At 67.5% G+C, this 15,498-nt stretch carries 15 protein-coding genes (1 of these 15 running past the window's edge); 5 read left to right on the forward strand and 10 right to left on the reverse strand.

Translation table 11 applies throughout. The features are described 5' to 3' along the window. Positions 1 to 47 precede the first annotated feature (47 nt). The 3 genes from E5F05_RS18660 to E5F05_RS18670 all read right to left on the reverse strand — a co-directional run bounded on the left by E5F05_RS18660 (position 48) and on the right by E5F05_RS18670 (position 3,168). Entirely contained in the window at positions 48 to 794 is a 747-nt protein-coding gene (locus tag E5F05_RS18660; protein ID WP_129120139.1) for a hypothetical protein, read from the reverse strand. Positions 795 to 1,144: 350 nt separating this feature from the next. Then, positions 1,145 to 1,288 (reverse strand): hypothetical protein, encoded by a 144-nt coding sequence (locus tag E5F05_RS21780; RefSeq protein WP_244944500.1) that lies wholly within the window; start codon positions 1,286 to 1,288, stop codon positions 1,145 to 1,147. 1,172 nt (positions 1,289 to 2,460) lie between these two features. Next, on the reverse strand, positions 2,461 to 3,168 hold the full coding sequence (locus E5F05_RS18670) for an alpha/beta hydrolase (RefSeq protein ID WP_129120141.1): 708 nt from the start codon (positions 3,166 to 3,168) through the stop codon (positions 2,461 to 2,463). A 172-nt stretch (positions 3,169 to 3,340) separates the two neighbouring features. On the opposite strand from E5F05_RS18670, the gene E5F05_RS18675 reads away from it, so the two are divergent. Next, positions 3,341 to 3,562 (forward strand): hypothetical protein, encoded by a 222-nt coding sequence (locus E5F05_RS18675; RefSeq protein WP_129120142.1) that lies wholly within the window; start codon positions 3,341 to 3,343, stop codon positions 3,560 to 3,562. Between the two features lie 12 nt (positions 3,563 to 3,574). Here the strand turns inward: E5F05_RS18675 and E5F05_RS18680 are convergent, their stop codons facing one another. Continuing rightward, a complete protein-coding gene (locus tag E5F05_RS18680) occupies positions 3,575 to 4,090 on the reverse strand; it encodes a DUF1697 domain-containing protein (protein WP_129120143.1) in 516 nt (171 codons plus the stop codon). Between the two features lie 22 nt (positions 4,091 to 4,112). After that, positions 4,113 to 4,586, reverse strand: coding sequence for a peptide-methionine (R)-S-oxide reductase MsrB (gene msrB / locus E5F05_RS18685; protein ID WP_129120144.1), 474 nt, complete (start codon positions 4,584 to 4,586; stop codon positions 4,113 to 4,115). A gap of 123 nt (positions 4,587 to 4,709) precedes the next feature. Between msrB and E5F05_RS18690 the strand changes: the two genes are divergently transcribed. After that, the gene (locus E5F05_RS18690; protein WP_129120145.1) at positions 4,710 to 5,480 is read left to right on the forward strand and encodes a DsbA family oxidoreductase; all 771 of its coding nucleotides are present in this window, start codon (positions 4,710 to 4,712) and stop codon (positions 5,478 to 5,480) included. A gap of 5 nt (positions 5,481 to 5,485) precedes the next feature. On the opposite strand, the gene E5F05_RS18695 is transcribed toward E5F05_RS18690, so the two are convergent. The 3 genes from E5F05_RS18695 to ftsH all read right to left on the reverse strand — a co-directional run bounded on the left by E5F05_RS18695 (position 5,486) and on the right by ftsH (position 9,330). Further along, complete coding sequence (locus E5F05_RS18695; RefSeq protein ID WP_129120146.1) at positions 5,486 to 5,788, reverse strand: hypothetical protein; 303 nt, start codon at positions 5,786 to 5,788, stop codon at positions 5,486 to 5,488. After that, positions 5,789 to 7,402: a carboxylesterase/lipase family protein gene (locus tag E5F05_RS18700; RefSeq protein ID WP_129120147.1), complete on the reverse strand. Its 1,614-nt coding sequence runs from the start codon at positions 7,400 to 7,402 to the stop codon at positions 5,789 to 5,791. 62 nt (positions 7,403 to 7,464) lie between these two features. Then, complete coding sequence (gene ftsH / locus E5F05_RS18705; protein ID WP_184117664.1) at positions 7,465 to 9,330, reverse strand: ATP-dependent zinc metalloprotease FtsH; 1,866 nt, start codon at positions 9,328 to 9,330, stop codon at positions 7,465 to 7,467. A gap of 245 nt (positions 9,331 to 9,575) precedes the next feature. On the opposite strand from ftsH, the gene dnaK reads away from it, so the two are divergent. The 3 genes from dnaK (at position 9,576) to E5F05_RS18720 (ending at position 13,198) form a co-directional block, all read left to right on the forward strand. Further along, positions 9,576 to 11,465: a molecular chaperone DnaK gene (gene dnaK, locus E5F05_RS18710; protein WP_129120155.1), complete on the forward strand. Its 1,890-nt coding sequence runs from the start codon at positions 9,576 to 9,578 to the stop codon at positions 11,463 to 11,465. Between the two features lie 98 nt (positions 11,466 to 11,563). Further along, complete coding sequence (locus tag E5F05_RS18715; RefSeq protein ID WP_129120237.1) at positions 11,564 to 12,196, forward strand: nucleotide exchange factor GrpE; 633 nt, start codon at positions 11,564 to 11,566, stop codon at positions 12,194 to 12,196. 81 nt (positions 12,197 to 12,277) lie between these two features. Next, positions 12,278 to 13,198, forward strand: a complete 921-nt coding sequence (locus tag E5F05_RS18720) for a DnaJ C-terminal domain-containing protein (protein WP_129120156.1) — start codon at positions 12,278 to 12,280, stop codon at positions 13,196 to 13,198. Positions 13,199 to 13,261: 63 nt separating this feature from the next. On the opposite strand, the gene E5F05_RS18725 is transcribed toward E5F05_RS18720, so the two are convergent. After that, complete coding sequence (locus E5F05_RS18725) at positions 13,262 to 13,681, reverse strand: CBS domain-containing protein (RefSeq protein ID WP_129120157.1); 420 nt, start codon at positions 13,679 to 13,681, stop codon at positions 13,262 to 13,264. A 121-nt stretch (positions 13,682 to 13,802) separates the two neighbouring features. Continuing rightward, positions 13,803 to 15,498: the 3' portion of a S8 family peptidase gene (locus E5F05_RS18730; protein WP_129120158.1), read on the reverse strand. Its footprint extends 851 nt past the window's final position; 1,696 of the gene's 2,547 nt are visible here — the last part of the coding sequence; its start codon lies beyond the right edge, outside the window — the gene reads right to left on this strand; it ends in the stop codon at positions 13,803 to 13,805.

Genomic DNA, 15,498 nt, shown 5'->3' on the forward strand with positions numbered 1-15,498 from the left:
TCAGCCCAGGGACACGAGTCATACTCGAGCAACCCATGCTCTTGAAATCACCTCCCCTTTTTTGCTGATCGTCGGGCTTGCCGATTGGGCTGGTTCGAGGCCGAGTTGGACCGGGCTACAATTTTTGCAATCTGCTTCGCTGATTCTGGATTTGCTTGCATTGCCGCCAATAGTTCCATTTGGTCTACTTCACCTCCAGCACCAGCCCTTGATGCAACGGCAAATAATTCGGGATTTTGCATGAATGCTGTAATTATCTCAAGCTCTTCCGATGTCTCCTCGGAGAAATCAAGAAATTTATGCTTTTTATACTTTGCAATCTCAAGAAAATGGTTATCAGGCTTATCCTGATTCTTCTCTACGAAAGCCATATATTCGCGCAGCTTCACCGAGAGATTTCTCAGGCCAGCCGTCGTGTCTTCATACTCAATGAATCTCAAATGCGAAATATCAAAAGGTACCATAGGGCCACTTCTATCCCTGATAATTATCGTGCCGATCCTGCTTGCGTGCCGCAATCCGAGTTCATAGAACACATTTGGATTCGGATACGTAACATCAGCTATTACAAAATCAGACGACATGATCCTTTCTACAATGTCTGAGCTAATCGACCCTGGCACCGCAACGTCATCAGCACGGATTACATCTATCCCAGGATAAGCCTTGAGAATAGCTTCTTTAATCAAGTTATCGTATCTAGACCTCAAATCAGCAGAAGTTACAATGCTCCCCGCGTGCACCTGCTCACCGATAGCCATAATGATAAAGCAAGTTTTTGGAGCTGTCGTCATAGGTAGATATCACCTTAAGTCCTAGATCTCACATTGCCTTATACGGATTCCGCTAAATTCCACAACAATTGGAAAAGCGCCGCTTGTTGCTCCATACCGCGGAACCCGTATTCTCTCCTACTCGCTCCGCTCGGATTTTCAGGTTTACAAGTAAACCTTTCAATCGGAGTCCATATTACATCTCCTCGCCCCAGCACAGGCCGCAGCTACAGACGGTGGGGTTGGGCGGGGTGGGGCGGCAGGGGCGGAGAGGTCAGAGAGCCAGATGCTCCCGCACCCTGGAGCCGAGTTCGAGTGACGCAACAAGGGCGAACTGCCTCAGCAATCCGCCCTCGCGCCCCTGCTGGCGCTCAACTGCCAGAGGTGGTCGTGTTCGTGCCGCCTGAGTGCGTCAACAGGACGACGGTCAGGCCGAGCATTTCCCAGACACGGACCTGGATGCGCTCACCATTTCGCTCGAAGGTCGAACCTATCCCCTGCATCGAGCTGGTCATGTTGTCGGTTTTTCCAGCCGTTCCAGTCATTCCAGCCGTGCCGGTCGTCCCCGTCCCGGCGGTACTCGTGTCCGTGGTTCCGCTGGTTCCTGCGGTGCCCGTTGTGCTGGTGGCCCCGGTCGTCCCAGTGGTTGCCGCCGTGCCTGTGGTTCCCGTTGTCGTATCGGTCGTTCCTGTGGTCCCGGCAGTTCCTGTCGTTCCAGAAGTGCCCGTCGTCCCAGTTCCAGCGGTACTCGTGTCCGTAGTTCCACTGGTTCCCGTCGTGCCTGTTCCAGTGGTGCCAGAGGTGCCGGTCGTTCCCGTCGTCCCGGTCGTTCCAGTCGTACCCGCTGTCCCAGAGGTCCCCGTCGTCCCGGTTCCCGCTGCGCTCGTGTCCGTGGTTCCGCCGGTTCCCGTCGTGCCTGTTCCAGTGGTGTTAGATGTGCCGGTCGTTCCTGCCGTACCGGTGGTCCCAGCCGTCCCCGTCCCGGCTGCACTCGTATCCGTCGTCCCGCCGGTCGTCGCGGTGCCCGAAGTATCGGTCGTTCCCGTCGTCCCGGTGGTTCCTGCCGTACCGGTCGTGCCGGTCGCCGCCGTGCTGGTATCGGTGGTCCCGCTGGTGCCCGCAGCGCCAGTGGTCGCGGTGCCCGCGGTTCCAGACGTGTCCGTGGCCGGGGCGGTGGCAGCCGCGCCGCTGGCCTCTGTCGACGGGGTGACGGCGGTGAATCCCGCGGCGGTGAGGGCCTGGGTGTACCTGGCGAGGGCATCCGGAACTGGGCCGCGGTAGATGATGGCGACCCCGCTAAAGGTTTTGACGCTTCTCAGGGGCGTGGCCCCCTCCAGATAGGGAAGCGTCAGGTCGCCGGAGGGCAGCGTGAGGGTCGTCTGCGCGGGGAGGGACTGGGCGGCGGAACCCGGAGTGGCCGTTGTGGCCGGTGTGCTCGTCTGGGCGGTTGCCATCCCCAGGCTGAGAAGCAGTGTGGTGGTCAGCAGTGCGCGGCGTGCAAGAGTCGTCATGCTCTAACCTCCCGGTCAGCGGTTTAGGGTGCCAATTGAGGGGTGCGGCGCCTTCACCCTCTCCAGGGGAGAGCGTAGGAGGTCTGGATGTGTAGGTCCCGTTACTCTGACTAGCATCCCTTGTTGCCGGACTCACCGCCTGTGGCCGCAGGCGGATCAGCCAACCGGAAGTACCTTCACTCTCCCCTCTCCAACCACGCCAGCGCGGCCTCCACGATCTCCTCCGGGACGGTGTGCGGCCCGGCAAACTCCAGGTATTCCACGTCGTACCCGGCCCGCCGGAGCTGGGGCACGATCACGCGGCTACAGCGGTCGATGGGCAGAACGCGGTCATATTCGCCGTGGGAGATGAAGATGCGGGGGGCGCCGACCTGCCGCGCAGGCGCCATGAACCCCGGCGAGAACGCCATCAGGTGCGTGAACAGGTCGCCGTTGCCCAGCCCCAGCGAGAGCGCGTAGGAGGCGCCGTCCGAGAACCCTTCCAGCACGACGCGCGTAGGATCAACGGGATACCGCTCGAAGACGAAGGCGAGGGCCTGATCGATAAAGGCCACGTCCGGGCCGTACCCCCCCCGGATGACGTCCCAGGTGGAGGACCGGGCTTCAGGGGCCAGCAGCAACAGGCCGTGGGTGTCGGCGTGGCTAAGGAGTGGCGCCAGCCCGTGCTGCGCGTTGCAGCCCGCGCCGTGCAGCATGACGATGAGGGGCATGGGCCGGATGGGACGGGTGTCTGGCACGTATAGCAGGCCATCCCGCTTCTTGCCGAACTCCAGGGACCGCAAGCCACGCTGAGCGGGCACCTGCTCCGGCTGGCCCCGCACTCGGCCGGGCCGCGCTGCCAGGCGGCCGGGGTCCTCCCCCCCCTGCCCTGGCCTGCTGGTCATGTTGCCGTCCCCCCGGTTGCGCCGCTCATTCAGGCATTGTGGGGCGTGTGCCGCGCGAATGCCGGTGACATCGGTGAAGGGCTGTTGAGCGATGGGACCGCGTTCCAGGCAGGTGAAGCGAGCTTGACGGCCCGCACACCTGCCCCGTCCGGCGGGCGCCTACCCTCGGGGCATGACGGACAACCGCAACGACAAACCCAACGAGGCCGAGCAGATGCAGGAAGGCTACATCGAGCAGCAGGAACGCTGGCAGGAGACGGGTATCACCGGCGCGGGCGGGGCGGGGCAGACGGGCACCCCCGGCAACCAGGAAGCGGGCGCGGCCATTCCCGACGAGGGCGACCAGGTGGCTCCGCCCCCGATTCCCGACGATCAGCACACGCCGGGGCGCTGAGCGCGGGCAGGCTCACTTCTCCAGCAACTCCCCTATGTTCTCGACCGTGCGCCAGTTGCGGACGGTCGCTGCCTGCTTCAGGGGCGTCAGGTTCAGCTTGCTCTGGCCCAGGCCGCCGGGGGTGTGGAGGTAGAGTTCGCGCCCCAGGCATACCCAGGTGTCCTCGCCGGAAGCACGGGCGCTCAGGGCGTCCAGCCGCTCAGCGGTGGGGACCTGATGCAGGAACGCCACATGAACTTTCGTCCCGTCCGCCGCGGCCTGCGCCGGGTAGGGGTTGCGGGGGGCCAGGGCGGACCATTCCGCCGCGCTCCGCAGCATCACGTCCACCGGAAAGCCGAACTCCAGCCGCAGAGCCTCCTCAATGGCCGCCTGGTCCACCTTCTCGGCCTGAAAGACGACGTTGCCGCTCTGAATGTATGTCTGGACCCCCCGGAAGCCCAGGCGCTCGAAGGTGGCCTTCAGGTCCTTCATCGGCACCTTGCGGTTGCCGCCGACATTGATGCCCCGCAACAGCGCGACGTGTTTCATGCCTGCATGGTGAGCGGCCAGATCAGGCCTGCTTTCCGAACAGCCCCAGGTATTCCCCGTAGCCCTGCGCGGCCAGGTCGTCCACCGGCACGAAGCGCAGCGCCGCCGAATTGATGCAGTAGCGCAGGCCGCCCGCCTCGGCGGGGCCGTCAGGGAAGACGTGGCCCAGGTGGGAGTCTGCCAGGCCCGAGCGCACCTCGGTGCGGGGGTAGCCGATCTTGTGGTCGGTGTTCTCGGTCAGGTTCACGCTGGGAATCGGGCGGGTGAAGCTGGGCCAGCCGCAGCCCGCGTCGTACTTGTCGAGCGAACTGAAGAGGGGTTCGCCGGACACCACGTCCACGTAGATGCCTTCTGCGTCGTGGTCCCAGTATTCCCCCGTGAAGGCGCGTTCGGTGCCCTCGCGCTGGGTCACGTGGTACTGCATCGGCGTAAGGGCCTGGCGCAGTTCCTCGTCGCTGGGCTTCTGGAAGGTGGCCTGGCGGTCGGGCTTGGTCATGGGAACCTCCGGTCAGGAGAGTGGACGGGCGGGTGGTGGGCCGGACAGCCTTCAAGATACGCTCAAGGCCGTTTCGTAACACTGCCCCCGGCCACCTCTGCGGGGGCGTGCCAGACTCGCCGCATGACTCTCTTTTCCCCCTCGGCTCCGGGCAAACTGCGCGTGGACATCTGGTCGGACATCGCCTGCCCGTGGTGTTACATCGGCAAGCGGCGGCTGGAACAGGCCCTCCAGGGCTTCCCCCAGCGCGATCAGGTGGAGGTGGTGTGGCATTCCTTCGAGCTGGACCCCTCGGCCCCGGTGCAGGGTCCGCTGTCCCTGCGCGACGGTCTGGCCCGCAAGTACCGGCGCACGCCCGAGCAGGCGCAGGAGATGCTGGACAGCATGACGCACACCGCCGCCGGGGAGGGGCTGGACTACCACTTCGAGCGCGCACAGCCGACAAATACCTTCCTGGCCCATCAACTGCTTCACCTCGCCGCAGAAAAGGGCCTGGGAGACGCGATGAAAGAACGCCTGCTGCGGGCCTACCTCTCCGAAGGCGAATTCCTGGGCGACCGGGAAACGCTGGTGCGCCTGGCCTCGGAAGTGGGCCTGGACGCGGCCGAGGTGCGCGCGGCACTGGAGAGCGGGAAGTACGCCCAGGCCGTGCGGCAGGACGAGGCGCAGGCGCAGGCCCTGGGCATCAGCGGCGTGCCCTTCTTCGTGCTGGGCGGCAAGTACGGCGTGAGCGGCGCCCAGTCACCGGACGTGCTGCGCGGGGCGCTGGAGCAGGTCTGGAAGGAAACGCATCCCGCGCCCCTGACCCTGCTGGGCCAGGACACCCCGGCCGAGGGCTGCGAGGACGGGCAGTGCGCGCTGCCCCAGCGGGACGCGGCGGACACGCGCGGCTGAAGGCGTCAGCGCCCGCCCAGCAGCCGCCGGACGAGCAGTTGCGCCAGGGCGAACAGGACCGCGAAGCCCAGCACGGGCAGCGGGTCCCGCACGCCGAACAGCGCCACGCCCGCCAGCAGCGCGACCAGCGCACTCACGGCCAAGCGCCCCTGTCCCGCGCGGCCACGTTGAAGCCACAACAGCAGCCCCAGTCCCACCAGACCCGCGCCGACCACCCCCAGGTCGAGCGGGTCATGCCGTTCCTGCCAGGCCACGACCAGCAGGGCCGCGGCCAGCAGCAGCGGCAGCACCAGGGCGGCGGGCTTCACTTAGTGGTCCCACACGTCGCAGCGGTGCTCCTGGCGGAAATCGGTGAGCTCGTGGATATTGCCGGGCTGGAAGGTCAGGACGTTGTTCTGGGCGGGCACGAAGGGCCGCCAGACGGGCAGGCCCGGCCCGTTGGGATTGCCGGTGCGCGCGAAGTTGGTCCAGTAGGTCCGCAGCGTGCGGGCGAGGTCGGCCTGGGCGGGGGTGAACTGGGCCGGGTCCGCGAAGTCCGTCAGCGGCGTGCCGAACACGCTGATGAGTTCGGCGGCGTGGAAGGCCCCGTAGCGGGGGACACTGGTGGTGGGCTTCAGCTCGCTGGGCGCCGCCTGGTCGCGGAACTCGTAGGCATAGACCGGCACCACGCGGGCGAGGTCGCGGGTGATGTCGTTCACCGGGCAGGCGAACAGCCCGTCGGTGACGACGGCGGCGGCGGTCAGGCCCACCGTCGGGTAATCGCGGGTGAGGTAGTTGGCCAGGACGCGCGGCGCGTTCCACCGTTCCAGCAGCGCCACCAGCCCCCAGTACTGCCACAGGGGCAGGTCCCTTCCGGCCCCGGCGATGGGCGCCACAAAGAGCGTGCCCTCATCGAGGTTGCTGCCGATCATGACGGGCACCCGGTTCACCTCCCCGCTCTGGAACACCTCATGGGGGGAACGCGGGAGTACCGCGTCGCCGTAGACGGGGGGCAGCGCGACGCTCCCGGGAGCACGGCGGCCGGGCACGGGCGTGGTCAGCAGGCGCTCGACCGGGACGCCCCGCAGGCAGGCGCCGCTCCCGTCGGGGCACCCCAGGTCGCGGGCATAGGCGGCCCCCGTGTTCAGCGCGTCGGGGAGGGCCGCGATGTTGATGCTGGGCGTGCAGGGGCCGCTCTGGAGAACCGCCTTGTCGAAGAGGCCCGCCGCGCCGGGCGAGGCGAGCTGCGCGCACAAGCTCATCCCACCGGCCGACTCCCCGAAGACAGTGACGTTCGCGGGGTCCCCCCCGAAGGCGGCGGCATTCGCCCGCACCCAGCGCAGCGCCGCCTGCTGATCGAGGAGGCCGTAGTTGCCGTCGGTGCGGCCTTCGAGCAGCCCCGGCGCGGCGAGGAAGCCCAGCGGTCCCAGGCGGTAGTTCACGGTGACGACCACCACCCCGCGCTCGCGCGCCAGCACCCGCCCGTCGTAGTCGCTGCCCGCCCCGCTGCGGAAGGAGCCGCCGTGAATCCAGACCATCACCGGGGCGCGCGCCGCATTCGCCGGTGCATAGACATTCAGGTAGAGGCAGTCCTCCGCCCCGCGCAGGCCGCCGCCCGCCAGGGGAGGCCGGGGCTGCACGCACACGTTGCCGGGCCGCGAGGCGTCGCGCTCGCCCACCCAGATGGGGGCCGGTTCCGGGGCCTTCCAGCGTCTTTCCCCGACCGGCGGCGCGGCATAGGGAATGCCCTGCCACACACGCACGCCGCCCGCCTCGCGGCCCACCAGCAGGCCGGAGGTGACCTGGGCACGGACGGGCAGACCGGGCGCGGCGGCGGGGGCGGCCTGGGTGGTGGGCGGCAGGGCAGGGGCCGGGGCGGTGGTGTCCTGGGCCGAGGCGACCGTGAACAGCGCGGCGGTCAGCAGGCTGAGCGTGCGGGTCATGGCCCCAGCGTAGGGGACACGGCGGCGCGTTTCATGGGGCCAGCTTCAGAACAGGTTGGGGGTCAGGCGGGGTTGGGCGTCAGGCCGGGCTGCGCGGCGGGGCCTTCGTCCCCCTCCGGGGTGGAGGCGGGGCCGTCCAGCGTGCCCCCCGCCAGGACCGTCTGCACGTCCTCGCCGGTCAGCGACTCGCGGGCCATCAGCGCGTCGGTCAGGCGGTGCAGGACATGCGCGTGCTCGGTCAGCAGGGCCGCCGCCCGCTCGTACTGCCCGTTCAGGATGCGGGCGAGTTCGGCGTCGATGCGCTCGGCGGTGTGGTCGCTGTAGACGCCCTGCTGCGGGCCGTAGCCCAGGTACCCGGCGCTCTCCTGCGCCAGCGCGAGCTGCCCCACCTCACTCATGCCCCACTCGGTCACCATCCGGCGGGCGAGGTTGGTCGCCTGCTGGAAGTCGTTCGCGGCCCCGGTCGTGACCTGTCCGGTGGCGACCTCCTCGGCGGCGTGCCCGGCCAGCGCCACACAGATGCGGTCGAGCAGCGCGGCGCGCGTGAGGTGCATGCGGTCCTCGGGCGTGTAGAGCGCCGAGCCCAGCGACCGCCCACGCGGCACGATGGTCAGCTTGTGGGCCTTGTCCGCATGGGGGAGCAACTGCGCGGCGAGGGCATGACCGACCTCGTGGTAGGCGGTGACCTTGCGGTCCGCTTCCCGGACCACCAGTGAGCGCCGTTCCGGTCCCATCAACACCCGGTCCCGCGCCTCCTCCACATCCCGCATCACGATCCGTGACCGTCCCGCCCGCGCCGCCCCCAGCGCCGCCTCATTCAACAGATTCTCCAGGTCCGCCCCCACCATCCCCGCCGTCCTCCGGGCGATCACCGCGAGGTCCACACTGGGATCGAGCGGTTTCTTGCGGGCATGAATGCGCAGGATCATCTCACGCCCCCGCACGTCGGGGGCGTCCACCACCACCTGACGGTCAAACCTTCCCGGACGCAGCAAAGCGGCGTCCAGCACATCGGGGCGGTTGGTGGCGGCCAGGATGATGACTTCCTGGCCGCTGGAGAAGCCGTCCATCTCGACCAGCAGTTGGTTGAGGGTCTGTTCGCGTTCGTCGTTGCCGCCTTGCAGGTTGACGCCACGCTTGCGGCCGACGGCGTCGATCTCGTCGATGAAGACGATGCAGGGCGCGCTTTTGCGCGCCTGCTCGAACAGGTCGCGCACCCGGGCGGCGCCCACCCCGACGAACATCTCGACGAAGTCACTGCCCGAGATGGAGAAGTAGGGGACTTTGGCTTCACCCGCGACGGCTTTGGCGAGCAGGGTTTTGCCGGAGCCGGGGGGGCCGACGAGGAGGACGCCGTGGGGGATGCGGGCGCCGAGCTGGTGGTAACGCTCGGGGTGGCGCAGGAAGTCGACGACTTCCTGCAAATCCTGCTTGGCCTCGTCACACCCGGCGACGTCCTGAAAGGTCAACTTGACCTGGCCCTCCGCGATCACCGCCGCCTTCGACTTCCCGAAGCTGCTGGCGGCATCGGTCCCCCCCCCGCCCCGGTTGCGGAACAGCAGCAGCAGCAGGCCGACGATCAGCAGCATGGTCAGCAGCCCGCTGAACAGCGTCAGCAGGCTCAGGCGGGCGGTGGGCGCGTAGGTGACGCTCACCCCGGCCGCCTGGAGCCGGTTCAGGGTGATGGCGGGGTCGGCGGCCAGCGTGCGGGTGTGGTAGGAGCTGCCGCTCTTCAGCGTGCCGGTGAGCAGCGCCGTGTTGTTCTGGAACTGCACGGTGGCGGTCTGGACCTGTCCGGCCCGCAGCGCGTCCGTGAAGTCGGTGAGGGACAGGTCACCCGTATGCCCGCGCGGACTGGCGGCATTGATCAGGAGCAGCAGCAACACCACGGCGGCGGCCAGGCCCCAGCCCCACATGGCGCGTTTCATCCCGCTCCACCCCCGGTGTTCCCCCCGCTTGTCGTCATGGCTCAGTTTATGTCGCCCGGCGTGCAGAACTCTGGAACCCGGGTAGCGATGTGGCCGGGCAAAAGCCCCGTTCTTGACCCAATCTTAAACTTGAGTCCTCTGCACTCAATTCTGTTGACTGTTAGAAACTGTGGGCTTATACTCTGGTCAGTTTCAGAACTGCTCCCCCACCGGGCGCAGCATCCCCCTCGCTCAAGGAGTCAAACATGCCGAAAGCCGTCGGAATCGACCTCGGAACCACCAACAGCGTGATCGCCGCCATGGAAGGTGGGCGCCCGGAAGTTATCGTCAACGCGGAAGGCGCGCGCACCACGCCCTCGGTCGTCGCCTACAAGGGTGACGAGCGTCTGGTGGGCCAGATTGCCCGCCGTCAGGCCGCGCTGAACCCGCTGGCCACCCTCTTCGATGTCAAACGCTTCATCGGTCGCCGCTGGGACGAGGTGAAAGAAGAGGCGGCCCGCGCCCCCTTCAAGGTCAAGGAAGGCCCCGGCGGGTCCGTCCGCATTGAGGTGAACGGCAAGGACCTCGCCCCCGAGCAGGTCAGCGCCGAGGTGCTCCGGAAGCTGGTGAACGACGCCAGCGCGAAACTCGGCCAGAAGATCACCGACGCCGTGATCACCGTCCCCGCCTACTTCGACAACTCGCAGCGCGAGGCCACCAAGCAGGCGGGCGAGATCGCGGGCCTGAACGTGCTGCGCGTGATCAACGAACCCACCGCCGCCGCGCTGGCCTACGGCCTGGAGCGCAAGGGCAACGAGACGGTGCTGGTCTTCGACCTGGGGGGCGGCACCTTCGACGTGACGATCCTCGAACTGGGTGAAGGCGTCTTTGAGGTGAAGTCCACCGCCGGTGACACCCACCTGGGCGGCGCGGACTTCGACCAGCGGATCGTGAACTGGCTGGCCGAGGAGTTCCAGAAGGAACACCACTTCGACCTCCGCAAGGACCCGCAGGCCCTCCAGCGTCTGATCGAGGCCGCCGAACGCGCCAAGATCGAGCTGAGCAACGCCACCGAGACGACCATCAGCCTCCCCTTCATCACCTTCGACCCGGAGACGCGCACCCCGCTGCACCTGGAGCGCACCCTGACCCGCGCCAAGTTCGAGGAACTGACCGCCGATCTGCTGCGCCGTGTGCGTCAGCCCATCGAGCAGGCGATGGCCGACGCGAAGGTGAGCGCCAAGGACATCGACGAGGTGATCCTGGTCGGCGGCTCCACCCGCATGCCCGCGGTCAAGCGCATCGTGAAGGAGATCACCGGCAAGGAGCCGAACGAGTCGGTCAACCCCGACGAGGCCGTGGCGCTGGGCGCCGCCGTGCAGGCGGGCATCATCGAGGGCGACACCAACCTGGGCGACATCGTGCTGGTGGACGTGACGCCGCTGACGCTGGGCGTGGAGGTCAAGGGCGGCATGGTCGCGCCGATGATCACCCGCAACACCACCATCCCCGCCAAGAAGACCGAGATCTACACCACCGCCGAGAACAACCAGCCGGGCGTGGAGATCGTGGTGCTGCAAGGCGAGCGTCCGATGGCCGCCGACAACAAGAGCCTGGGCCGCTTCAAGCTCGAAGGCATCCCGCCGATGCCCGCCGGTCGCCCGCAGATCGAGGTGACCTTCGACATCGACGCCAACGGCATCCTGCACGTGACCGCCAAGGAAAAGACCAGCGGCAAGGAAGCCAGCATCCGCATCGAGAACACCACCACCCTCGACAAGGGCGACGTGGACCGCATGGTGCGCGAGGCCGAGCAGAACGCCGAGGCCGACCGCCAGCGCCGCGAGAAGGTCGAGAAGCGCAACAACCTGGATAGCCTCCGTGTGCAGGCCCTGGGCCAGATCGAGGAAAACGCGAATGCGCCCCAGGACGCCAAGGACAGCCTGCGCGCCGCCGCCGAGCGGGCCGAGGAAGCCATCCGCAGCGACAACGACCAGCAGATCGCGGACGCCCAGCAGCGGCTGGAAGAGGCCCTCCGCACCTTCATGCCCGCCGCGCAGCAGGGCGGACAGGGCCAGGCGGATCAGGGCGGCCAGCCCCAGGCGAACCGCCAGGAAGACGACGTGATCGACGCGGATTTCAAGCCCGCCGAGTAAGCGCCGCCCAGACCTGAAAACACCAGTGGGGAGAGGGAAGGCCAGCCGAGCCCCCTCTCCCCTATCTTCAATCCATGTTTAGAAGACGAGGCAATCCCATGACCCACGACGATCAGAAGAAGAATCAGAACGAGCAGGCGACCCAGGACACCCACGAGGCCCGCGAGGGACAGAGCAACCAGGCCAATGCCGAACAGACCGAAGAGGATGACGAGGACATCGACCTGGGCAACTTCCCCGGCCTGGATGAGAACATGTTCGGCCAGGTGCAGGAGATGATGGCGAAGCTGGAGCGCGTGGGCGAACTGGAGCAGGAAAACGCCGACCTGAAGGTCAAACTCGGCCGTCTCGCCGCCGACTTCGAGAACTACCGCCGCCGCACCCAGGAGGACGTGGACGCCGCCGAGGGGCAGGGCGTTGCCAAGGCCGCCGAGCGGCTGATGCCGGTCTATGACGACCTCGACCGTGCCCTCAGCATGGGCAGCGGCGATCCCGCCAAGCTGATTCCCGGCGTGGAGGCCGTGCAGAGCAGGGTGCTGAGCATCTTCTCCGGCCTGGGCCTGGAAGCCACCGGCAAGGAGGGCGAACACTTCGACCCCCGCTGGCACGAGGCGATTCAGGTGGTCCCGGGGGAAGAGGACGACGTGATCGTGCAGGTCTACCAGCTCGGCTTCCGCATGGGCGACCGGCTGGTGCGGCCCGCACGAGTGGTGGTCAGCAAGAAGGGGTAAGGCGTGAGGGGTTAGGAGTTAGGGCCGGGTCTTTTCCTCATCCCTAACTCCTAACCCCTCATACTGCCCCAAAGGAGCAACATGGCCTACAAAGATTATTACGACGTATTGGGCGTCCAGCGCAGTGCCTCCGACGCCGACATCAAGAGCGCGTACCGCAAGCTCGCCAAGCAGTACCACCCGGACAAGAACCCGGGGGACGAGTCGGCCGCCGACAAGTTCAAGGAGATCGGTGAGGCCTACGCGGTGCTGTCCGACCCCGAAAAGCGCCAGCTGTACGACCAGTACGGGCACGCGGGACAGGTGCCGCCCGGGGCGTATCCCGGTGGTGCGGGCGGCGGTTTCCAGGGCGAGGACTTCTCGGGCTTCGACCCCTCACAATTCAGCGACTTCTTCCAGGGCCTGTTCGGCATGGGCGGGCGCCGGGGCGGGGCGAGCGGATTTGCCGGGGCGGGGGGCAGTCAGGTCAGTCTCGAAGACCTGCTGTCCGGCCTGGGCGGCACGCAGGGGCGGAGATTCGTGCAGAACGTGGAGGGCGAACTCCAGGTCACCTTGCAGGAAGCCTTTCAGGGCTCCGACGAGGTGATCAACGTGGACGGCAAACGCCTGACCCTGCGCGTTCCGGCGGGCACCCGCGACGGCGCCCGCCTGCGCCTGGCCGGGCAGGGACCGGGCGGCGGCGACGTGCTGCTCACGATCCGCGTGCTGGAAGACCCGCGCTTCGACCTCGACGGGGACGACCTGATCACCTCGGTGGACGTGCCCGCCCCGGTTGCCGCGCTGGGGGGCAGCGTGACGGTGCAGACGCTTGGCGGCAGCGGCAACCTGACCATCCCGGCGGGGAGCAGCGGGGGCCGCCGGATGCGCCTGCGCGGGCAGGGCTGGCCGCGCAAGGACGGCACGCGCGGCGACCTCTACGTCCGGCTGAACCTCACCGTGCCCAAGACCCTCAGCGACGCGGAAAAGGACCTGTACCGCAAGCTGCGTGACCTGCAGAAGTGACGCCGGACCCCCTCAGCGAAAGGCCCGCCTGGAGAAGCTCCGGCGGGCCTTTCCTCCTGACCTTTACTGGTCGGTGGGCACGCTGATGCCCTCCAGGGCCTCCTGATCCATCCCGCCGACCGTGCGGTTCGCCAGGTCGCCCAGGCTGACCATCCCGACCAGGCGGCCGTTCTCGGTCACGGGGATGCGGTGGAGCTGGCGGTCGGCCATCTCGCGGGCAGCGTCCTCGATGCTGGCGTTCGCGTCCATCGTGAACACGTCGCCGGTCGTGTAGTCGGTAACAGGCGTCCCGAAGTCGTGCCCGTAGGCGACCGCCCGGATCACGATGTCCCGGTCGGTGATGATGCCGGTGGGCCGGTCATTCTCCACGACCAGCACCGAACCGATGTCCTGCTCCAGCATCAGCGTGGCGACTTCCTTCAGCGTCGCCATCGGGTCCACGGTCACGGGGTCGGGGGTCATGATGTCTCTGAGCGTCGGCATGAACGTACCGTACCCGCCCCGGCTTCAGCCTCCATAGGAACCGGGTAAAGACAGGCAAAGGGAGAGGGGAAGGCACCCTCCCGGCCCTTCCCCTCTCCCCTAACTGCTAACGCCTAACCCCTCACTTCATCAGCCAGTCGAAGCTCGTCTTGACCAGCATGTTGCGGCTGTTGGGCGTCAGGCCCTCCAGACCGAAGCCCATGTTCACGGTGCGGTACTTGCCCGCGTCGTTGATCACGATGGCTCCGGCGTTCTCACCCGTGTTCTGGGCGGTCACGCGGGGGCGCTGCGCGGGCTGCTGGCCGCTGAAAATCTGGTTCAGAAGGCCGCCGATCACATTCGCGGCGAGGCGCTCGACCAGGCCGCGCGGGTCCTCGACCTTCTGCTGGGCGCGGGTGCGGTTGCGGTCCACCCGGATGCTCTGGGCGGTGATGGTCCCCGCGTTGGCGTTCGCGCTGCCCCAGGAGGCGACCACCTGCGAGCCGTTCAGGTCCGCGATCACGTCGGGGTAATACTGGTTCCCGGCGCTGCCCTGGGCGTTCAGGGTGAAGGCGGTGTTGCCGAAGGCTCCGCTGGTCACGAACTTCGGCGTCCCGCTGCTGTCGGCCACGAAGCGGGTCTTGAGGGTGCTGCGGTAGAAGTCGCTTTCCCCGATGTCGTAGCCGATGTCCTGCCCGGTCACCAGCAGGCGGCCACCGCCCGCGAGGTACTGCCGCAGCGTGTTCTGGTCCGCCGCCGTGATGGTGTTCTGGTACTGCTCCCCGGTCGCCCAGACCACGATGTCGGCCTTCTGCATCTCGCTGAGGGGAACGGCGCCCATGCTCTGCACGTTCCAGACAAAGGCGCCCCCGGAAGCGGCGTTGGCCTTGATCGCGTCGCGCAGCGCGCCCGTCACGTCAGCGCCCTGGCCCATGTCGTCATCGACCAGGAGGACGGTGGGTTTCTTGCCGCTGCTGGGCGGCTGCGGGGCGGGCGTGGGGGCCGGGGTCGGAGCAGGCGCGGGCGTCCCCGCCGCGTTCTTGACAAAGCAGCCCTTGAGCTGGCCGTAAGCCGGGTCGTTGCCCCCCCACTCCTTGACGGTGCAGGCCACGTTGGGCGAGGCGTCGTTGGTGCCGAAGACGTACTTGCCCGCCGTCCCGAAGGCCATCTGCTTGTTGGCGACATTAGTGCAGGTGCCGCCTTCCACCGCGCACAGCGTGTACCCGGCCGGTCCCGTGGGCTGAGGCTGCGGAGTCGGCTGGGGTTGAGGCGTCGGTTGCGGCTGGGGCGTCGGCTGAGGTTGGGGAGTCGGCTGCGGCGTGGGCTGGGGCTGCGGGGCCGGTTGCGGCTGGGGCGCGGGCTGGCTGCCCCCCGCGTTCACCCCGAGCTTGCCGAGCGCGCCCGGCACACTGATCAGGCCGTAGCCGACGTTGTTGTTCTTGGCCCCGGCGTTGCTGGCACTGGAATACAGGGCGTTCTTGATGGCGTCCACGCTGGTCCCCGGCTTGGCGCTGAGCATCAGGGCCACCGCCCCCGCCACGATGGGGCTGGCCTGGCTGCTGCCGCTGAGCGCGCCGTACTGCCCATTCGGAAAGGTGCTGGTGATCGCCACACCGGGGGCGGCCACGTCGGGCTTCACGAACACGCCGTTGATCTGGCCCTGCCAGGCGACCGGGCCGCGGCTGCTGAAGCTGGCGACCTGCCCGTTCTGGTCCACCGCGCCCACGCCGATGGCGTCGGGGAGGTTGCCGGGGCTGCCGGTGGTCGCGCTGCCCGGCCCGAAGTTGCCGATGGCGAAGACCGGCACCACGCCCGCCTTGATCATGTTCTGCACCGGC

Source organism: Deinococcus metallilatus (assembly GCF_004758605.1).
GTDB lineage: Bacteria > Deinococcota > Deinococci > Deinococcales > Deinococcaceae > Deinococcus > Deinococcus metallilatus.